This is a genomic window from Actinoplanes sp. NPDC051494 (genome assembly GCF_044454705.1).
Lineage (GTDB): Bacteria > Actinomycetota > Actinomycetes > Mycobacteriales > Micromonosporaceae > Actinoplanes.
This window is the reverse complement of the sequence record NZ_JBITDZ010000009.1, coordinates 94165-114356: the sequence shown is the minus strand read 5'-3', so window position 1 is coordinate 114356 and position 20192 is coordinate 94165. Positions and strand designations below refer to the sequence as shown.

At 70.0% G+C, this 20192-nt stretch carries 17 protein-coding genes; 6 read left to right on the top strand and 11 right to left on the bottom strand.

The annotated features are described in order from the left end of the window. The first annotated feature begins 87 nt into the window (after positions 1-87). Positions 88-1215 carry a PP2C family protein-serine/threonine phosphatase gene (locus tag ACIA6A_RS28075; protein WP_396100877.1) on the top strand — a complete coding sequence of 376 codons (1128 nt, stop codon included), beginning with the start codon at positions 88-90 and terminating at the stop codon, positions 1213-1215. A 5-nt stretch (positions 1216-1220) separates the two neighbouring features. On the opposite strand, the gene ACIA6A_RS28070 is transcribed toward ACIA6A_RS28075, so the two are convergent. Beyond that, positions 1221-1589 carry a hypothetical protein gene (locus ACIA6A_RS28070; RefSeq protein WP_396100876.1) on the bottom strand — a complete coding sequence of 123 codons (369 nt, stop codon included), beginning with the start codon at positions 1587-1589 and terminating at the stop codon, positions 1221-1223. 176 nt (positions 1590-1765) lie between these two features. Between ACIA6A_RS28070 and ACIA6A_RS28065 the strand changes: the two genes are divergently transcribed. Continuing rightward, positions 1766-3622 (top strand): acyl-CoA dehydrogenase, encoded by a 1857-nt coding sequence (locus ACIA6A_RS28065; protein ID WP_396100874.1) that lies wholly within the window; start codon positions 1766-1768, stop codon positions 3620-3622. A gap of 47 nt (positions 3623-3669) precedes the next feature. Here ACIA6A_RS28065 and ACIA6A_RS28060 read toward each other — a convergent pair whose 3' ends face one another. After that, positions 3670-4185 carry a SixA phosphatase family protein gene (locus tag ACIA6A_RS28060; RefSeq protein WP_396100873.1) on the bottom strand — a complete coding sequence of 172 codons (516 nt, stop codon included), beginning with the start codon at positions 4183-4185 and terminating at the stop codon, positions 3670-3672. A 102-nt stretch (positions 4186-4287) separates the two neighbouring features. Between ACIA6A_RS28060 and ACIA6A_RS28055 the strand changes: the two genes are divergently transcribed. After that, complete coding sequence (locus tag ACIA6A_RS28055; protein WP_396100872.1) at positions 4288-4599, top strand: DUF6458 family protein; 312 nt, start codon at positions 4288-4290, stop codon at positions 4597-4599. Positions 4600-4647: 48 nt separating this feature from the next. Here the strand turns inward: ACIA6A_RS28055 and ACIA6A_RS28050 are convergent, their stop codons facing one another. Further along, positions 4648-5493 (bottom strand): SDR family oxidoreductase, encoded by an 846-nt coding sequence (locus ACIA6A_RS28050; RefSeq protein ID WP_396100871.1) that lies wholly within the window; start codon positions 5491-5493, stop codon positions 4648-4650. A 127-nt stretch (positions 5494-5620) separates the two neighbouring features. On the opposite strand from ACIA6A_RS28050, the gene ACIA6A_RS28045 reads away from it, so the two are divergent. Beyond that, entirely contained in the window at positions 5621-5983 is a 363-nt protein-coding gene (locus ACIA6A_RS28045; protein WP_396100870.1) for a winged helix-turn-helix transcriptional regulator, read from the top strand. A 19-nt stretch (positions 5984-6002) separates the two neighbouring features. On the opposite strand, the gene ACIA6A_RS28040 is transcribed toward ACIA6A_RS28045, so the two are convergent. The 7 genes from ACIA6A_RS28040 to pdhA form a co-directional block, all read right to left on the bottom strand. Next, positions 6003-6674 (bottom strand): hemolysin III family protein, encoded by a 672-nt coding sequence (locus tag ACIA6A_RS28040; RefSeq protein WP_396100869.1) that lies wholly within the window; start codon positions 6672-6674, stop codon positions 6003-6005. A gap of 63 nt (positions 6675-6737) precedes the next feature. After that, positions 6738-8513: an NHL domain-containing thioredoxin family protein gene (locus tag ACIA6A_RS28035; protein ID WP_396101154.1), complete on the bottom strand. Its 1776-nt coding sequence runs from the start codon at positions 8511-8513 to the stop codon at positions 6738-6740. Positions 8514-8584: 71 nt separating this feature from the next. Further along, positions 8585-11512, bottom strand: a complete 2928-nt coding sequence (locus ACIA6A_RS28030; RefSeq protein ID WP_396100868.1) for a hypothetical protein — start codon at positions 11510-11512, stop codon at positions 8585-8587. A gap of 1542 nt (positions 11513-13054) precedes the next feature. Then, on the bottom strand, positions 13055-13192 hold the full coding sequence (locus ACIA6A_RS28025; RefSeq protein WP_396100867.1) for a hypothetical protein: 138 nt from the start codon (positions 13190-13192) through the stop codon (positions 13055-13057). 165 nt (positions 13193-13357) lie between these two features. Further along, a complete protein-coding gene (locus tag ACIA6A_RS28020; RefSeq protein ID WP_396101153.1) occupies positions 13358-14842 on the bottom strand; it encodes a dihydrolipoamide acetyltransferase family protein in 1485 nt (494 codons plus the stop codon). After that, positions 14839-15828 carry an alpha-ketoacid dehydrogenase subunit beta gene (locus ACIA6A_RS28015; RefSeq protein WP_396101152.1) on the bottom strand — a complete coding sequence of 330 codons (990 nt, stop codon included), beginning with the start codon at positions 15826-15828 and terminating at the stop codon, positions 14839-14841. The genes ACIA6A_RS28020 and ACIA6A_RS28015 overlap by 4 nt, the downstream gene beginning before the upstream one ends. Further along, positions 15825-16964, bottom strand: coding sequence for a pyruvate dehydrogenase (acetyl-transferring) E1 component subunit alpha (gene pdhA, locus ACIA6A_RS28010; protein ID WP_396100866.1), 1140 nt, complete (start codon positions 16962-16964; stop codon positions 15825-15827). Before pdhA ends, ACIA6A_RS28015 begins: the two co-directional genes overlap by 4 nt. A gap of 960 nt (positions 16965-17924) precedes the next feature. Here pdhA and ACIA6A_RS28005 point away from each other — a divergent pair. Both ACIA6A_RS28005 and ACIA6A_RS28000 read left to right on the top strand, forming a co-directional pair. Next, complete coding sequence (locus tag ACIA6A_RS28005) at positions 17925-18170, top strand: hypothetical protein (protein WP_396100865.1); 246 nt, start codon at positions 17925-17927, stop codon at positions 18168-18170. Positions 18171-18283: 113 nt separating this feature from the next. After that, positions 18284-18946 (top strand): hypothetical protein, encoded by a 663-nt coding sequence (locus tag ACIA6A_RS28000; RefSeq protein ID WP_396100864.1) that lies wholly within the window; start codon positions 18284-18286, stop codon positions 18944-18946. Here the strand turns inward: ACIA6A_RS28000 and ACIA6A_RS27995 are convergent, their stop codons facing one another. After that, positions 18947-20170 (bottom strand): hypothetical protein, encoded by a 1224-nt coding sequence (locus ACIA6A_RS27995; RefSeq protein ID WP_396100863.1) that lies wholly within the window; start codon positions 20168-20170, stop codon positions 18947-18949. Between the last annotated feature and the right edge of the window lie 22 nt (positions 20171-20192).

The following is a 20192-nucleotide window of genomic DNA, read 5'->3' as shown; positions in this document are numbered from 1 at the left end:
ACCGGAGTCAGGTGCCGGACTCACCGACCGGGCAGAACCCGATCGGACAAGGGGTCAACTTGATGCAGGCGGTCGAGTTCATCAGGCATGCTGTTCGGCGTACCCATGCCTACATCGCCGGCGGGCCGTGGCCCGCTCACCCCAGGATTCCGTGCCGGACTCGGCGCGGCCCTCGTGCTGCTCGTCGCCGTGACCGGTCTGTCGCTGGTGAACGACGACCGGCTGACCTTTGTGGGGCTGTTCGCGATCGTGCCGTTCCTGGCCGCCGTGTTCGCGTACTGGCAGCTTGTGCTCGTGATGGGACTGTCCGCAACGGTCGTAGCCGTGGGTCTGGTCGCCATCACCCAGGGTGTCGGCCCGGCGGTCATGATCGACCTGGCCGGCGTGCTGCTGGCCACCGGTGCCGCGGTGGCCGTCGCCCGGATCCGGGAGCGGCAGGACAACCGGATCGGCGAGCTGTTCCGGCTGGCCGCGGTGGCCCAGCAGGCCGTGTTGCGCCCGCTGGGACCGCAGGTCGGCTCGATGGCGGTGGCCGGCCGCTACATCTCGGCGTCCACCGCCGCGGACATCGGCGGCGATCTCTACGAGGCCCTGGACACGCCGTACGGCGTGCGGATCATCATCGGTGACGTACGGGGCAAGGGCCTCGACGCGGTACGCCTGGCCAGCATCGTGCTGGGTTCGTACCGGCACGTGGCGTACGAGCGGGCCGATCTGCGCGCGATCGTGACCGATCTGGACCGGGCCGTGGCCCGCAGTGTCGGCGACGAGGACTTCGTGACCGCCGCCCTGGTCGAGGAGCGCGGCGGCACGCTGACCATCGTGAACTGTGGACATCCGGCACCGCTGCTGCTGCGCCGGGGTCAGGTGATCTCGCTGGAGCCGCCGTCGCCCGCACCTCCGCTGGGCTTCATGCCGGTGGCCCGGCCCCGGGTCGAGCGGCTGGAGCCTGGGGACCGGCTGCTGCTCTTCACCGACGGGCTGGGCGAGGCTCGCCGGGACGGCGAGTTCTTCCCGACCACGGACCGGGCGTGGCGGTTGCTCGGGCACGGCACCGTCGGTGACGGTCTGGCGTCGTTGGAGACCGCTCTCGTCGACTGGGTGCACGGCCGGCTCGAGGACGACATCGCGCTCGTGCTGCTCGAGTACGCCGGGCCGGACGGCGGCCCGGCCGTACCGATGCCGAGCTGGGAAGTCGGCGCGGCCGGCAGCTGACCGGCTCAGCCGGCCCGGGCGACCGGCTCCTCGGCGTCGTCGTCGGCGGCCGGCACGAGGGTGAGCAGCGGCGGCGCGCTCGGCCGGGCTGCGAAATCCGGCACCGAGGATGAATCCGGCGCCGTTGCCGGGATCGACTCGGCGGCCGGCGGTGCGGCCGGTGCGGGCACGGTGGCCCGGGCGGTGATGGTTTCCGTCAGCCGGTGGCGTCCCACGTAGTGGCGCGGCTGGTCCGCTTGGCGAGGTTCCGGAATCAGGTTCTTGATCGTGGCAAACATGCTGACCTCCCCAAGTCTGCGTACGTCCTGCGCGTACACACGGACAAACGAGCCGTCGAGCGCATCGATACGACCTCGCGGCGCGGCGGCTTGCAAATGTCCGAACGGTGGTCCTGGGTCCCATCCGATCGGAGCAGTTTGAGCCCCGAGGCGACGGACAACGAATGATCGGCCGTGACTTGTCGACCCTTACATCGCGGTAATACAGTGTTGGTTACTGACGAGTAACTCGGGCGTGCGGATTCTCAGCGCGGAGAGCGGGGCCAGAACACATGACTCACTACAAGAGCAATCTGCGTGACCTCGAGTTCAACCTTTTCGAGGTGTTCGGCGCGGAGCGGGCGTTCGGCCAGGCGCCGTTCGACGGCATCGACGTGGAGACGGCCCGCGACGTGCTCGCCGAGGTCAACCGGCTGGCCCGGGAGGACCTGGCGGCGAGCTACACCGACGCCGACCGCAACCCGCCGCGCTTCGACCCGGTGAAGCACACCGCCGACCTGCCCGAGTCGTTCAAGAAGTCGTACGCGACGTTCATGGCGTCCGAGTTCTGGCGCCTCGACCTGCCCGAGAGCCTCGGCGGCACCCTCGCCCCGCGAGTGCTGTGGTGGGCCATCGCCGAGCAGGTCCTGGGCGCCAACGCCCCGGTCTGGATGTACTCCTCCGGTCCCTCCTTTGCGCACGTCGTCGAGGTCGAGGGCACCGAGGAGCAGAAGAAGTGGGCCAAGCTCTTCGTCGACAAGCAGTGGGGCTCGACGATGGTGCTGACCGAGCCGGACGCCGGCTCCGACGTCGGCGCCGGCCGCGCCCGGGCCGTCGCGCAGGAGGACGGCTCGTGGCACATCGAGGGCGTCAAGCGCTTCATCACCTCGGGTGAGCACGACCTCAGCGACAACATCATCCACTATGTGCTCGCGCGCCCGGTGGGCGTCGAGGGCGTCGGCGGCCCCGGCACCAAGGGCCTGTCGCTGTTCATCGTGCCGAAGTTCCACTTCGACCCGGAGACCGGGGAGCTGGGCGAGCGCAACGGCGTCTACGCGACGAACGTCGAGCACAAGATGGGCCTGAAGGTCTCCAACACCTGCGAGATGACGTTCGGTGAGCACGGCGCTCCGGCGAAGGGCTGGCTGCTCGGCGACGTGCACCAGGGCATCCGGCAGATGTTCATGATCATCGAGTACGCCCGGATGATGGTCGGCACGAAGGCGATCGCGACCCTGTCGACGGGCTACCAGAACGCGCTGGAGTACGCGAAGAACCGCGTCCAGGGCGCCGACCTCACGGAGAACTCCAACAAGGCCGCGCCCCGCGTCACGATCACCCACCACCCCGACGTGCGCCGCTCGCTGATGCTGCAGAAGGCGTACTCCGAGGGTCTGCGTTCGCTGGTCATCTACACCGCGACCTGGCAGGACAAGGTGGCGATCGCCGAGGCCGCCGGTGACGTCCAGGCCGCGAAGGCCGCGAGCCGGGTCAACGACCTGCTGCTCCCGCTGGTCAAGGGCGTGGGCTCGGAGCGGGCGTACGAGATGCTCGGTCACGAGTCGCTGCAGACGTTCGGTGGCTCCGGCTTCCTGCAGGACTACCCGCTCGAGCAGTACGTCCGGGACGCCAAGATCGACACCCTGTACGAGGGCACCACCGCGATCCAGAGCCTCGACCTGATCTTCCGCAAGATCGTGAAGGACCAGGGCGCGTCGCTGGCCGTCATCGCCACCGAGATGCAGGAGTTCATCGAGAGCGAGGCCGGCAACGGTCAGCTCAAGGTCGAGCGGCTGTCGCTGGGCCGGGCGCTCGGCGAGCTCCAGGGCATCCTCGCCATCCAGATGGGCTGGCTGCAGGCGGCCCAGGGCGGCGACACCCGCGAGCTCTACAAGGTCGGCCTCACCTCCCGCCGGGTCCTGCTGGCGCTCGGTGACGTGGTCGTCTCCTGGCTGCTGCTACGCGGCGCCGAGGTCGCGCTCAAGCAGCTCGGCACCGAGCTCGGCGCCGCCGACAAGTCCTTCTACGAGGGCAAGGTCGCGGCGGCCCGGTTCTTCGCCCGCGAGGTCCTGCCCCGGATCGGTTCCGACCGCCGGATCATCGAGAACACCACGCTCGACGTGATGGACCTGGCCGAAGAAGCTTTCTGACCCCACGGTCGCCCGCGGCTGAGCCCTCCGTCCGCCCCGGCGGAGGCTCAGCCGCGAGCGGTGTGCGCCTTGATGAGCGGCATCGACCCGGGCTCGGTGTCTGACCACAGCCCTTCGGTGCGGTGCACGGCGATCCCCGACGTCTTCATGCCCTCGGTGAACCTCGTCCCGGCGTCCGGGTTCAGCAGGATGGACACATCGGACACGGTCGGGTTGTGCCCGACGATCAACACGGTACGTACGGTGTCCGGCACTGCCCGCAGCAGGTCGATGACCTCGGTGCGCCCACCGGCGTAAAGCCCCTGCTCATAGTGGACCTCCGGCGACCCGCCCTCCGGCGCCGCCTGGGCCAGCGCGACCGAGACACCCTGCCAGGTCTGCCGGGTCCGGACCGCCGCCGAGCAGATCACCAGCCGCGGATGCAGCCGCTCGTCCGCCAGCCAGGCCCCGGCCGCGTCCGCGTCGGCGCGGCCTCCGTCAGTCAGCTGACGGTCGAAGTCCAGCAGATCACCGGGGGTCTCCGCCTTCGCGTGGCGGAGCAGGACGAGGGTTCGCGCGGTCATGGGACCAGCTTGCCTGATTGAGCTTTCGATCGTGTGGGTAGACACACGTATCGACGTATTGCCGCGGCTCGGTGCGGCAGCCACGAGCCAGGGAGGTCCACCATGGGCATCGGCGGAAGCATTTTCCTACTAGCGTTAGGCGCGATCCTCGCGTTCGCTGTCAACGCCACCATCAGCGGTCTCGACATCAATGTCGTCGGATACGTGCTGATGCTGGCCGGCCTGGTCGGCCTGGCCCTCACGCTCTACTTCTGGAACAGCCGTCGTCGCCCGGCAGCCCCGGTCGCGCCGGTTGTCCAGCAGCGTGAGGTCGTTCGCGAGGAGCCGGTCTACCGCAACGACGGTGAGGTCGTTCAGGAATACCGTGAGACCACGCGGCGTCAGCCCCCGCCGCCGCCGTCCTACGGCGCATGAGTTGGGGAATGCGGGGGTCGCCGAGGCGGCCCCCGCATTTCTGCGTGATCAGGCGAGCGCCGCGCGGATGGCGCCGGCGAGCGGGGTCACCGGGCGGCCCAGCAGCTTCTCCAGGTCCGCGGTGCCGCTGAACAGCGCGCCGTTGACCGCCGCGCGGTCCACGTCGGCGAGCACCGCGGCGAACCCCTGCGGCAGGCCCACGCCGACGAGGAATTCCTCGAGCTTCTCCGGGGTCAGGTCGGTGTAGGTGACCGCGCGGCCCGACGCCTCACTGATCAGGGACGCCAGCTCGGCCAGGGTGACGCCTTCGCCGCCCAGTTCGTACACCTGCTGGTCGATGCCGTCGGCGAAGATCGCGGCAGCGGCGGCCTCGGCGTAATCGGCCCGCGGCGCGATGCTGATCCTGCCGTCGCCGGCGGCACCGAACAGGCCGTGCTCGATCGCGTTGCCGAGGTCGTAGTTCTCGAGGTACCAGCTGTTGCGCAGGAAGACCGACGGGATGCCGGACGCGGTGAGGGCTTCCTCGGTGGCCCGGTGGTCGGCCGCCAGGAGCATGTCCGTGGTCGCGGCGTGCGGCGCGCTCGTGTACACGATCTTGCTGACCCCGGCCGTCCTGGCCGCCTCGATGATGTTCAGGTGCTGCGTGATGCGCTGGCCCGGGTCGCTGGCGGAGACGAAGAGCAGCTTGTCGGCGCCGGCGAACGCGGCCCGCAGCGACTCCGGCTCGTCGTACGAGGCCTTCTTGACGACAACACCACGGTCGGCCAGGTCCTTGATCTTCTCGACGCTGCGGCCGACGGCCACGATGTCACCCGCGGGTACGCCCCGGCTCAGCAGCGACTCGATCGCGATGCGGCCGAGGTGTCCGGTGGCTCCGGTGACGACGATGGTCATGACGGTTCTCCCTTGATGCTGCCGACGGCGGCCGGATGACCACCGTATTCCACAACCTGGCAGCTCAAACATCACTTCCCGATAGAGAGTGAGCACCTTGAAGTGCAGTACTCACCTGAGGGATAGTGTGCAGGTGGAAGCGGATGTGTACGTGAAGAACTGCCCCAGCCGGCAGGTGCTCGACCGGATCGGCGACGCCTGGAGCGTGCTGATCGTGGCCTCACTCAAGGACGGCTCGCTGCGCTACACCGAGCTCGCCCAGCGCATCGCCGGCGTCAGCCCGAAAATGCTCACCCAGACCCTGCGCGGTCTCGAACGCGACGGCCTGGTCACCCGCACGGTCCACGCGGTCGTGCCACCCCGCGTCGACTACGCGCTCACCACGCTCGGCCGCAGCCTGCTCGGCCTCTGCGACGCCCTCAAGGACTGGGCCGAGACCCACATCGGCGACGTCCTCGACGCCCGCGAATCCTACGACGCGCGTTCCTGAAGCCGGCCCGCGGGCGCGATCAGGCGTACAGCGAGAAGTAGATCGCCACGTGGTGACACAACGCCGCGATCAGCGTGCACGCGTGGAAGAACTCGTGATGCCCGAAAACCGTCGGCCACGGGTTCGGCCGGCGCATCGCGTAGAAGACCGCACCGACGCTGTAGATCACGCCACCGGCCGCCAGCAGCACCAGCGCCGTGACACCACCCTCGTGCAGGATGTCCGGCAGGATCGCCACCGCGCCCCAGCCCAGCGCCAGATACAGCGGCGCACCCACCCAGCGGGGCAGATGCGGCCACACACTCTTGAGCGCCACCCCGACCAGCGCCGCGGCCCAGATCAGCGACAGCGTGATCGTCGCCTTCCGGGTGCTCATCAACAGCACACAGAACGGCGTGTACGTCCCCGCGATGAAAATGAAGATCATCGAGTGGTCCAGCCGGCGCATGATCTGGTAGCCCCGCTCGGACCAGGTCCGACGGTGATACAGCGCACTGATGCCGAACAGTCCGAGCACGGTCAGGCTGTAGACCAGGCAGCTCAGGAACGGCGCCATCCCCGGACGAGTAGTGGCGATCGAACAGAGCACCGTCCCGCAGACGAGCGCGACGTAGAACGCGTACTGATGCAACCGGCCCCGCAGACGCGGCTTGCCAAAATCGGCGGGCTTCAACGGGGTTTCGGTCGTCACGTGAACCAGGCTACGGCACCTGTGGGCGCTAACAAGTGGAGCTAACACCCTTGAGTGAAGGGCTCACCCGTCCAAACCCCGCAAGATCAAAGGCAAACGGGCCGGAGCGGACGGATCGATGACGATCGGGACACCCCAGTCCTGACGGGTCAGATGGCACGCCGCATGCTCGACGTCCGCGTCACACGTCGCCGCCTGTGCCACCACCTGCAGCACACCCTTCGTGACAGCCGGATTGAGCACCAGCCGGCGCGACAGATCGGTGCCCGTACCCTCGCCCTCCAGCAACAACTCCGGCGGCGCGGCCGACACGACCAGACGCGTCGACGGACCGTACGTGGTGTCCAGCTTCTGCCCCGGCGGCGGCGTGAACACCACATCCAGGGTCACCTCACCCGGAGCCAGCGGCGACGCCGGGCGCTCGGTGCGATGCCGCGCACCCTCGACCGTGCGCACCGCCCCCGGCGCCAACCGGACCAGCCGATGCGCCCCCGACTCCACCACGAACACCTCGCCGGCGGCCGTCACGAGGACATCACTCGGCTCCGCCAGACCGGAATCGACCGTCGACACCTCATCGGTCGCCGGATCGAAACGCCGCACCGCACCGTTGTAGGTGTCCGCGACCAGCACCGAACCGTCCGGCAGCGCCGCGACACCCAGCGGATGCTGCAACAGCGCCTGCTTCGCGGCGCCATCAACATGACCGAAATCGAAAAGACCCTGACCGACGGCCGTGTGCAACTCGCCGTCCTCGATCCAGCGCAGCGCCGACGTCTCACTGTCCGCGATCCAGAGCCGATCACCGTACGCGGAGAGCCCGCTCGGCTGCGCCATCCACACATCAGGGATCGGCCCGTCCCGCAACGACTCCACGGTCGTGCCGGCGTAGACACCCGTGGTGCCCGTGGCGGGATCGAACCACCACAGCTGATGGATGCCGGCCATCGCGATGATGACTCTGCCGTCGAACCACGCCACGTCCCACGGCGAGGACAGGGAAACCCCGTCGTCGTCCGCCGACCGCCACGGCCGCCCGGTGCCGGCCAGCGTGCTGACCTCCCCGGACTCCAGATCGAGACCACGCAACAGATGGTTGACGGTGTCGGCGACCACCACGGTCCGGCCGTCGGGCAGCAGGCACAGTCCCTGCGGCTCCGAGAAGCTCGCCACCGCCCCGGGACCATCGACCCGGCCGCGCTCGCCGCTGCCGATACGGCGTACCAGAGTCTCGCCGTCGGGGGTAAGCTCGGCCAGCGAATGCCGGGCCGAATCGGAGACCAGCAGGTTGCCCCCGGGCAGCTCGATAGCCTTGCCGGGGAAGCGAAGCACGGTCTGGTCCGCGTCCGGCGCGACATAGGGACCGTCGCCGCGACGCAACGTGCCCTTGGCCTCATGGGTGGCGATCAGCTCGTCGAGCAGCCGGATCAGCCCCTCGGCGTGCCCCTCACCGGCCATCGAGGCGACGACATAGCCCTCGGGATCGACCACGCTGAGAGTGGGCCAGGCCTTGGCGGCGTGCTGCTGCCACATGACCATGTCAGCATCGTCCAGCACCGGATGGTGAACGCCGTACCGCTCGACGGCGGCGGCCAGGGCGGCGGGATCACGCTCATGCTCGAACTTCGGCGAGTGCACCCCAATGACAACGAGCACGTCGCCGTACTTCTCCTCCAGCGGGCGCAACTCATCCAGCACATGCAGGCAGTTGATACAGCAGAAAGTCCAAAAGTCCAAGATCAAGATCTTGCCCCGGACGTCGGCCAGCTTCAGTTCCCGGCCACCGGTGTTCAACCACCCTCGAGCCCGGAACTCGGGAGCCCGTACACGTGCGTTCATGACGACCATCGTGCCCGACGATCGGTGCACCGGCGGACCGGGGTGACGGACGCCTCCCCGGTCCGGGCGGATCAGGTCCGGGGCTTGAGGCAGAGGACCTGGTTCGTGCTGTTGCCGGTCGGGTTCAGCACGTACGGCTGGTTCGCGTCCGGGCACTTCTCCTTGCTGTCCACGATCGCGGTCACCTCGAACGACCCGGCGTCCGCGCAGCCGGCGGTGACGGCCTTGCCGCCCTCCTGCTTCACGCAGTCACCCGTGGTGACGGAGAACGCGCCGTCGTCGGAACCCCGGGCGATCAGCCAGGTGATGCCGAAGGTCAGGCCGACCAGCAGACCGGCACCGAGGATGACACCCAGAAGCACCGGCAACATCCGTACGTGCGGGGTCTCGGGCTTGTGCACCTCGGTCACCGAGCCGGAGGTCTCCGGCTTGAACGAGTTGAACCGGTCCTGGTCCCCCTCCACACTGCCCGGCCCGTCACTGCCCGGCCAGCTGGCCGTCGCATCCGGGTCCGGCGGCGTCACCGTGGCACGGTTCCCGAGCCCGCCGAACGGCGAGTTGGCCCCGGGCCGCTGCCCGAACGGCTGGTTCGCCTCGGGGAACATCTGGGTCGAATCGTTCGGCTGCGGGAAACCGTCGGTCTGCGGCGGCATGACCGGCAACGCGGGCGCGGGCACGTACGGCGAGTTCTGGCTGCGGCCGGAGACGTCGGTGGTGTGCTCGCTGTAGTCCGGCGGCATCGTGCGGCTCGCCGGGTTGCCCGGAACCGGAGCGGGCTGGCCCGGCTGGCCGGCATACCCACGACCGCTGAGGTCCGAGGTGTACTCGCTGAACGCCGAGGGATCCGGCTGCCCCGACGCGGGCGCCGCGGCCGGGAAAGCCTGCCCGGAGGTGGGCGCACTGGACGCGAAGCCATGCCCTGAGATGGGCGCGCTCGGCGGGAAGCCGTGTCCCGACGTGGGTGCGCTGGGCGGGAAGCCGTTGCCGGACGTCGGCGCGCTGGGCGGGAAGCCCTGCCCCGGGCCGAATCCGCCTGACTCCTGCCCCTGGCCGAATCCGCCCGACGCCTGACTCGAGCCGAATCCGCCCGACTGCTGGCCCGAGCCGAATCCTTCCGGCTCCTTCGTGTGGCCGAAATTGGACGGCTGGTGGCCCTGGCCGAAACCGGGAGCGGCCTGCTGGCCCTGGCCGTATCCCGAAGTGGGTGCGCTCGGCGGGAAGCCGTCGCCGGGCGCCGGTGCCCCGCCGAAGGCCTCGGGCGCCGCGGGCTGGCCCGACGTGGACGCGGAAGCCGGCGAACCCGGTGCGAACGGCTGTCCGGGCGGCGAGACGCGGGCACTGGCGGTCGCCCGGCCGGCGGGACGCTCCGCGGGACCACCGTAGGCGCCCGAGGTCGGTGCCGGGGCGGGCTCCGGAGTGCCGGTGCTCGGGGTTCCGTAGGTGCCGGAACGGTTCGCGGGCGCACCGAAACGGTCCGGCTGCTCCTCTGCGGCGAAGCCTTCGCGTTCGTCCTGCTGAGCCGAGCCGAAGCCGCTGTCAGCCTGACCGACGCCGTCATGGCTCCCGGCCTGACCGAAGCTGTCGCTGCCGCCGGCCTGGCCGAAACCGCTGTCCTGGTTCTGGTTCTGGCCGAAACCGCCGTGGTTGTCGGCCGGGAAGGACTCGCGGTCGTCCGGTTGGCCGAAAGCACCCGAGGTGGGCGCGGTGCCGAACGCTCCGCTGTCCTGGTGGTCGTTCTGGGGGGCCGGTTCGTCCTGGGCGGGACGGCCGTAGACCCGGGACTGGGGTGCCGCCGACGGCGGAGGAACCTCTTCCGCGTCGGACGGCGGGGCCACCCGGCTGGCCACCGGCACGGAGGCGCTGGCGGAGACCGGGCGAGCCGTTCCCGTGGCGGGAGCGGCGGCGTCCGGGGCGGCATCGCTCTGCTCGGCGGGGTCGCGTGGCTGCGGGACCACGGCGGCGCGCTGCTCGGCTACGACGGGGGCGCCGCCGGTGCTGAGGGCGGCACCGGGGACCCGCTGCGGGTATCCGTTCGCGTTGTCGTCACCGTTGTCCGCCCGGCCGAAGGGCTCGGCGGAACCGTAGGACGAGTCGGCGCCCGGAGCCCGGCCGAACGACGAGTCGCTGTCGGAGCCGGAGCCGGGGGTGAACGGCGAGTCGGCGCCCGGGGTTGCCGGGGCCGAACCGAAGGACGCGCCTGGAGCCGACGGGGCCGAACCGAAGGACGTGCCCGGGGTCGACGGGCTTGCGCCGAAGGGCGGGTTCTGGTCGAACGGTGCGCCCGGGGCCGACGGGTTCGCGCCGAAGGACGGGCTCGGGGCGAAGGGGGAGTCCGCATCGGACGGTGCCGGGAACGGTGATTCCTGGTTCGCGTTGGCGAACTGGGCCGCGGCCTCGGCGCGCAGGCCGGGGAAGCTGCCGTTGTCCGCGGAAGAGCTGCCACGCAACGGGAAACTGGCACCCTGCGGGGCGTCGCCGCGCACGGGGAAGCCGCCGGACTCCTGGGAGCGGGACGGCGGGCTGTCCGGGAGACCGGTGAGGGTGGCTCCGGGCACGCGGATGCGCTGTTCACCGAAGGCGGAGACGCCCGGCGCGCGATCGGCGGGCGTACCCGGGGCGTCGGCGTTGCCGAACGACGGGCCGGAGCCGAGCGCGGGGTTGTCGAACGAGACCGGGCCGCCGGGCGCGCCGAAGCCGCCGGCGGACGGTGCACCGAACGAGCCCGCCGCGGGCGCGCCGAACGGGCTGGCCGAGGCGTCGTCGCCGGTCCCGGTGCCGCGTTCGAACGGGGCACGACCTTCGCCCGGGGAGCGGCGGGGCAGCTCCGGAGGAGCCGGTGCGGGAGCCGGCGTGGCCGCGGGTGCGGCACCTCGGTTCGGCGTGAAACCGTTGAACTCGCCGACCGGACCGGCCAGCGGACCACCGGCGATACCGGGGTTGCGCTGCGGGAGCTGGTCACCGTTCGCCTGGCGGAACGGGGTGGGGTTGTTCGGGTCCACCTGCGGAGGAGACGGGGCCCAGGCGGGCGGTCCGTCCGAGGGGGCCTCACCGCGCGCGGGTTCGGCGGTGCCAGAGCTCTGGGGGAAGCTGCCGGAGGACTGCAATGACGCACCTGGTGTTCGGGGGAAGCCGCTGGACGATTGCGGGGACGCGTCCGAAGTCTGTGGGAAGCCGCCCGAGGAGGAGGGCGAACCACCCGAGGCCGAGGCGTAGCCGCCGACCGGAGGAGGGTAGGGCTGAGAACGAGCGGAGCCCAGCGCCGGCGCCTCGGGGGCGGGAACGCGGGCCGAACCCGAAGAACCGAACTGGCCCGCGTCGGAAGAACCGAACCGGCCGGCGTCCGAGGTGCCGAACTGGGCCGCACCCGGGCCGAAAGCCGGACCCGGGTTGGCCGGCGCTGAACCGCCGGAAGCTGAGCCGCCGGAAGCTGAACCGCTGGGCAGCGGGACGCCGGAGAACAAGCCGCCGGGGAGTGAACTGCCGGAGTTCGGGTCGCCAGAGTTCGGGCTGCCGGAAGTCGGGCCGTTCTGCGACGGGCTGAGCGAAGCCGGGTCCCGGAATGCCGGGCTCACGGACGCTGAGCCGGAATTGCCGGAGTTCGCAGATCCCGAACCGGGGCCGAAAGGCGACCCGAAACCGGGCGGCACGGAGGCGGATCCGGCGGCTGAAGCCGAACCGGCGGCAGGCGCTGCACCATGAGCAGCGGCTGAGGCGGCGGTGGGGTCGGCTGCCGGGACCTGGCCGAATCCGGAGCCTGAGCTGGCGGCGGAAGGCGTGCCGTATTCCGGGGCCGGACCGGGAGCCGCGGCTGCGCCCGGGCCTGCCGGCGGCACCGCGGGGACCACGAACGGCGAGCCGCCGTTGGGGGTCGCGTACGGGGGCGGGGCGTAGGCGCTCGGGATCGAGTCCTGGGCGTGGGGGTAGGACGGGGCCGCTCGACCGTCCGCCTGGGGCGGGAACGCGTCGGGTGGGTAGTCGTCCGGGGTGAAGGGGTCCGGAGGGAAGGTGCCCGGCGGGAAGGCGTCGGTGCCGAGTGGCTCGGCTCCGCGGCCCGACGTGGCCCCCGGCTGCCGGCCGGCGTGCTGGCCATCGGACGTCATATCCGCCTCCTCCATGACTGTCGGCCGTGCCAACTATGCACGGACGCGGCCGACCTTGCAGAGCTGGGCGTGACCCCGGTCAGTTACCCCGGCCGGCCGAGCCGGGGCAGATGACCGTGCCCAACCGTACCGGGCGTTGCCCGGCGGAGGAATCCCGGTGTACGCCGTCCGGAGTGGGCGACGTGCCCTGAAAGCACCGAAAGTGATCATGCACACGTTGGACAAATGCCTACAAATGTGGGCCTTCCACGGCCGAAATAGGCTTTTTAGGTGGTCCCGTATGGAGAGAGGCCCCGACCTGTGCACCGGTCGGGGCCTCTGCGTGCCGCGTCGATCATTAATGATCAGAAGACGCGGCCGGTAGGACTATGGGTAGACGAGTCGTCGCTCTGCGTGAAATACGGCGGTCGGTGGGACCGTCCGATCCGGAGCGTGGACGACTCAGTAGACCCGCTGCTGGGCGAAGATCGCGATCTCGTTCCGCATGGACTGGGTGGGCGCCGACGCCATGGCGCGCTCGATGGCGCGGGCATCGCGCTTCGCGAGACGGCGGCTGCGGATGCGCTCGATGGTGCTCATTGTGGTGCTCTCCCCCTGGCCCTCGTTGGCCTTGTTGGATGTGGCCCGTGTTTCGGCTCTGGGTCTATTTAACCTCGCCGCAACACGGGCCGCCATCGATTCAGAGGGTGACGCTGCTTACTTGCCTAAGAATCTTAAGTTGGTCATCTGCCTGCCGATTGAATGTCAGGTCCAGGACAGCAGCGCGCCTTCCGGATCCTCGAGGAACCGGCCGATGTCGCGGAGGAACCGGGAGCCCAGTTCGCCGTCGACGATGCGGTGGTCGAACGAGAGGCCCAGGGTGGTCACCTGGCGGATCTTGATCTTCCCCTTGTGCACCCACGGCGTCGGCCGGATGACACCGAACGCCAGGATCGCGGTCTCGCCCGGCGGGAGGATCGGGGTCCCGGTGTCGATGCCGAAGACGCCGACGTTGGAGATCGAGAACGTTCCGGCCGACATGTCCGCGGGGGGCGTCTTGCCGGATTTCGCGACCTGCACGAGATGGTTCAGAGCCTCGGCCAGCTCGCGCAGGGTCAGCCGGCCCGCGTCCTTGACGTTCGGCACGATCAGACCGCGTTCGGTCGCCGCCGCGATGCCCAGGTTGACGTAGTCCTTGACCACGATCTCGTTGGTCGCGCCGGACCAGGTCGAGTTGACCATCGGGTGCCGCTGGATCGCGAGCAGGACCGCCTTCGCGACGAACAGCAGCGGCGACAGCCGGACGTCCCGGAACTCGGGCCGCGCCTTCAGCCGCTCCAGTGACTTCATCGACCGGGTCACGTCCACGGTCAGGAACTCCGTGACGTGCGGTGCGGTGAATGCCGAGGCGACCATGTTCTCGGCGGTGAGCTTGCGGACGCCCTTGATCGGGATCCGCCGCTCCCGGTTCCCGTCGACCGCAACCGGCGCCGCAACGGGGGTGAGGGTGACGGGGGCGGAGGTGACGGGGGTGGCGGCGGCGAGGACGTCGTCGCGCGTGACCGAGCCGAGCGGGCCCGAGCCGGTCAGCGTGAACAGGTCGATGCCGAGGTCCTTGGCGAGCTTGCGGACCGGCGGCTTGGCCAGCACCGGGCCCGACCGACCTTCTGGCCTGATAAAAGCGGTAAAACCGACATGTGGAGCGGCGGTCGCGGAGGACGCCGTCGGGGTGAGGGCGGAGGGCGCTGCGGGGGTCGGGGCCGGAGCGAAAGCGGAGGGTGCGGCGGGGGTTGAAGCTGGTGCGGGAACGGGCGCTGCCGTCGTACCGCTGCGGGGTCGTCGTTTGGCAGTGACGGTTTTCGGGCCGTAACCGACCAGCACGGCGGTGCGGCCGCCCGGCGCCGGACCACCGATCAGGCCGGGCTCGACCATGCCCTCGGCCGGCGCGACCTGCACCGCCGCCAGGGATTCGGCGGACGGGATCGGCCCGGCTGAGGGGTCCGTGTCGATCGAGACGATGGGCGCGCCCACCTCGACCGTCACGCCGGCCTCGACGTGGATCTTCGCGACCACGCCGCCCCACTTGGCCGGGATCTCGACGGCGGCCTTCGCAGTCTCGACCTCGACGATCGGCTGGTTGAGCTCGATCGTGTCGCCAACGCTGACCAACCAGGTGAGGATCTCGCCCTCGGTGAGGCCTTCGCCCAGGTCGGGCAGGTTGAAATCTTTGATCCGGGACATCGGGTTCACCATCCGAACGAACGGTCGACGGCGTCGAGCACCCGGTCCAGGTCGGGGAGGTACTCCTCCTCGACGCGGGCGGCCGGGTAGGGCACGTCGTAGCCGGTCACGCGCAGCACCGGCGCCTCGAGCGAGTAGAAGCACTCCTCGGTGATCCGGGCGGCGATCTCCGCGCCCAGGCCGAGGTTGCCGGGGGCCTCGTGCACGACCACGGCCCGGCCGGTGCGGCGGACCGAGGTGTAGACCGGGTCCAGGTCGAGCGGTGACAGCGTGCGCAGGTCGATGACCTCGATCTGACGGCCGTCCTCGGCCGCCGCCTCCGCCGCGTCGAGCGCGACCCGGACCATCGGACCGTAGGCGATCAGGGTGACGTCGTTGCCCTCGCGGGCGACCCGGGAGGCATGCAGCGGGTACGCGTCCTGAGCCGCCAGGGACAGGTCGACCGCACCCTTCTCCCAGTAGCGGCGCTTGGGCTCGAAGAAGACGATCGGGTCGTCGGAGTCGATCGACTGCTGGATCATCGCGTACGCGTCGGCGGGGTTGGAGCACGTCACGACCTTGAGGCCGGGGGTGTGCGAGAAGTACGCCTCGGGCGACTCGGAGTGGTGCTCGACCGCGCCGATGCCGCCGCCGTACGGGATCCGGATGACGATCGGCAGCCGCACGTTGCCCAGGGAGCGGTAGTACATCTTCGCGACCTGGGAGACGATCTGGTTGTAGGCCGGGAACACGAACCCGTCGAACTGGATCTCGCAGACCGGCCGGTAACCGCGGATGGCGAGGCCGACCGCGGTGCCGATGATGCCGGCCTCGGCCAGCGGGGTGTCGATGACCCGGTTCTCGCCGAAGTCCTTCTGCAGGCCGTCGGTGATCCGGAAGACCCCGCCGAGCTTGCCGACGTCCTCGCCCATGATCACGACCTTGGGGTCGTTCTCCAGCGCGCGCCGCAGACCATGGTTCAGGGCCTTGCCGAGAGTGAGCGTTTCGGACATCAGTGGGTGCTCCCCTCGAACGAGGCTTCGTAGGCGGTGAACTTCTCGCGCTGCGCGTCGACGAGCGGCGAGCCGTTGGGGTAGACGTTGTCGAACATGGTGACCGGTTGCGGGTCGGGCATCGCGAGGACCTGCTCGCGCAGGCTCAGGGCGAGCCGACCGGCATCATCGTCGACCTGTCCGAAGAACGTATCGTCGGCGACCTGCTGCTTCGTGAGGAAAGCCTTGAGGCGGCTGATCGGGTCCTTGGCCTTCCAGGACTCGACCTCGCTGGCGATCCGGTACCGCGTCGGGTCGTCCGAGCTGGTGTGCGCGCCCATCCGGTACGTGTAGGCCTCGATCAGCGTCGGGCCCTCGCCGCCCCGCGCGCTGTCCAGTGCCGCCCGGGTGACCGCGAAACTGGCGAGCACATCGTTGCCGTCGATCCGTACCCCCGGGAAGCCGTAGCCCGCAGCCCGGCGGTAGAGCGGGATGCGCGTCTGGCGCTCGAGCGGCTCGGAGATCGCGTACTGATTGTTCTGGCAGAAGAAGACCATCGGGGCGTTGAACACGCCGGCCCACACGAACGCCTCGTTGACCTCGCCCTGGCTGGTCGCGCCGTCGCCGAAGTAGGCGATGACAGCCTCGCCGTCGGGGGAGCCGGTGCGGCCGTCCATGGTCACGCCCATGGCGTATCCGGTGGCGTGCAGCGTCTGGGCGCCGATCACGATGGTGTAGCTGTTGAACTTGTACTTGTTCGGGTCCCAGCCGCCCTGATCGACGCCACGGAACAGGCCGAACGGCATGATCGGGTCGATCCCGCGGGTGTACAGCACACCGTGTTCGCGGTAGGTCGGGAACGCCATGTCCTGGGCGCGCATCGCCCGCCCGGAACCGACCTGGGCGGCTTCCTGTCCCAGCAGGCTCGCCCAGATGCCGAGCTCACCCTGCCGCTGCAGGGCGGTCGCCTCGGCGTCGAGGCGGCGGACGGTCACCAGATCCTTGTAGAGCGCCCGGTACTCCTCGTCGGTGAAGCTGACCGAGTAGGTCACGCCCTCCGCCGTGGTGACGCTGTCGACGCGCTCACCGTCAGGCGTGAGCAGTTGAACGAAACCGCCGGCCGGTGCGTCAGCCCCGACTTCGCTTTCGCCGTTCGCCATCCGTGTCTCCCAATTCATCTCTGCGCCCACGGTGGGTGTCACCCGTCCGCGCGGCTCGACCAATGGTGTGCCGCGCCTGGCCAGGGTGAGGTTGCCGCGCGGGTCGTAGGCGTGATCAAAGACCCCGCCTGGGAGTGACGGCCCCCACCGCGCTCCGCTGGTGGCGGAGAGCGACGGCGGCGTTGCCGTCCATCTCATCCTCGCAGAGAACGTGAGTCCCGCCACAGGTCAGGTCGATCACAGATCCGAAATCTTGACGACCTATCGGTGCCCGACTTTGCCCCATTAAATGGTTTTCGTACCGTCACTTCCGCCGGAACGGACCACATGTGCCGCGCCTTGAACGCACATGCGTCGTTTGCCCCACTAGCCGCGACGGATCCACATGGATCTTTACTCTGGGGAGGGCGCCGGCCGTGCCGGAACAGCCGAACGACGACGCACCCGTGCCGCCGATCAAGGTGCTACGAAAACGCCTCAACGGCGTCTACAGCGCCGAAGGCTTCACCGGCACCACCCGCCGCTACATCCTGATCGTGGTCATGCTGGTCGGCCTGGCCTCCCTGCCGACCCTCGCGGCGATCACCGCCGGCTCGAACGAACTCGCCGACAAACGCCCGCCGGTCGCCGATATCCCGTTCATCCCGCCACCCTCCGCAGGCCCGATCAGAACCGGTCCGGAGCCGACGCCGTCGACCGGTTCCGGCACACCCCAGGGTCAAAAGCAGAAAAAGAAGCCGCGCGGGTACGACGAGAGCAGCCGCCCGCAGCCGTCCGGCTCTCCCTCGCCCCCCTCGGCCTCCACTCCCGCCCCGGGCAACCGCCCCGGCTCAGGCGACGGTCCCGGTTCAAGTGGTCGCCCGGGCTCGGGCGATGCTCCGGGCTCGGGTGCCCGTCCAGGCTCGGCTGATCGTCCCGGGTCGGGTGCCCGTCCAGGCTCGGCTGATCGTCCCGGGTCGGGTGCCCGTCCCGGTTCGGCTGACCGCCCGGGCTCGAGTGGCCACCCTGACTCCGGCGACCGTCCTGGCCCGGCTGGCCGTCCTGGCCCGGCTGGCCGTCCTGGCCCGGCTGGCCGTCCTGGCCCGGCTGGCCGTCCTGGCCCGGCTGGCCGTCCTGGCCCGGGTGATAGTTCCGGGCCCATCGCGAGTCCCGGGCCGACCACAATTTCCCCTCCCGGTTCGGGTCCTGATTCTCATCCCGGCGTGAGTCCGAAACCGTCACCCGGACCACCCCGGAAGCCCGGTAATCTTCCCGGCAAAAGCGACAATAAACCGCATACTGAGCCACCGGAAGACCCCGGGAAATCCGCTGAGCCGACGATGCCCGCAAAGCCTGACGATGACGAGGCGCCGGGTGAGGTGACGCCGCCGGACGAACCGGACGGATCGATCCCCGATGATGCGGATGGTGCTGAACAGTCCGACGAATCCGAAAATCCACCCGATGTCGGTGAGAACGACGACAACGACAAGGAAGATGATTCCGACCATTCGGGTGAATCTGACCCCGGCCACGAAGTCGATCACGGCAGCAGCGACGGCGGTGACGGCGAACAGGGCGACGAGGGCGACAGTGACGACAGCGACGATGACGGGTCGCGGTGGCCGGTGCGGGAGCCTGATCGGCAGCCCTGGTGTGTGGATCGCTCCGGTTCTGTCCACATCGGCCCTGCGGGGCGGTGGGTGCGGAAGAGCCGGCGGAACTCGAAGGAAGCAGACTCTCACCGGTGGGCTCGTGCCGATCGGTCCGACAGCCGGAGGTCAATGGTGACCGAGCGCCCGCAGAATCGTAAGGCGGCCCATCGTGCCGACCGGACCGGCAACAGCCACCGGTATCAGGAAGAGGACAACGCGGCCCGGGGATACCAGGGTGCGCACCGGGTGGAGAGCATGCACCGGTCCGACGAGACCGCCGCGCTGCACCGCAGTTCCCGGCCGGGCCGGCATCACGCCGACCCGGACCAGATCAGGAACTGGCGTTGATCAGGAGTCGTCGGCCAGGCGGTGACGGTTGGTCTCGATCCAGGCGTCGATCGCCTCGGGATCGTTGGGGTCGACGCCCTCGGAGATGAGCTGGGCCACCGCGGCCGTGGCCGGGCTCCGCTTCTCACCGGTGGCGTACAGGCGGGCGAACTCCGGGATCATCTCCTCGACCATGGTGTCCGTCTGCTCGCCGGCGGAGTCCGGGAGGCCCTTCTTGCGCATCGCGTACGCCGACCAGGCCCGGGTGACCCGGGGCAGCATGGCCGCGTCGTCCATGTCGAGGACCGCGCGGCGGTGGACCCAGTCGAGCAGGAAGAGGCCCGCGACCGCCGGGCTCCAGCGCAGTGGGTCCGGGTCGGGCAGGCTGGCGGCGTGGTCGAGCAGGAGGCTGAGGCAGAAGTGCAGGGATGCCAGCTCGTCGTCGGCGGCGATCGCGTCGAGGCCGAACCGGGCGGCCTCCGGTGACGAGAGGAAGTCGCGCAGGAGGCGTTCGCGGTCCGGGCCGCTGAGCTCCGGGGGCTCCTCGATCGGCGGGACCTTGGATTTCGGGAGCAGCGCGAGACGGGCGGTGGCCAGGGCGCGGTCGGTGGCGAGGTTGCCGTCCTGGGGGAGGTCGGTGAGCCCGTCGGTGATCTCGAGGTGGCGGTGCACCTCGCCGCGGAGCCGGGCCGGGTCCTCCTCGCGGAACCAGGTGAGCTCGTCGGTCGCGCACATCTCGCGGACCTGGCCCAGGATGCGTTCCGCCGGGCCGCCGACGAAGACGTCCTTGGTGATGCCGATGTTGTGGTCGATGAGGGCGACGACCGCGTGCTCGGGACCGCCGTCGGCCACGTCGTCGTACGCGAAGGTGACCAGATAGGACGTCTGATCGCCGTACACGTCGCCGTACGCGTAGCAGCCGGTGGGCCGCACCCGGCCGAGCTGGTCCGCCCATGCCGGGGTCTGCGCGCCGCGTTTGACCGTGCTCGCGCCGGTCGCGTCGGGGACCAGGGCCGCGAAGACCTCGCGGATCGTCGTGGCGGACGCGGTGCGGCGCCGGGTCGTCGCGCTGAGGAACGCGCCGACGAACTCGCGCACCGCGTCGGCGCGGTCGGTGGTGGCCACGGAGTAAACGCTGCCCAGCAGAGCGGTGCCCAGCATCTCCGCGTCCAGGGCGCAGTCGAGCTTCGCCACGTCGCGTGCCGCGTGCAGGACCGCGTCGTATGGATTCTGAGGTGCAGCCATGTCGCCGAGCCTACCGGCACCG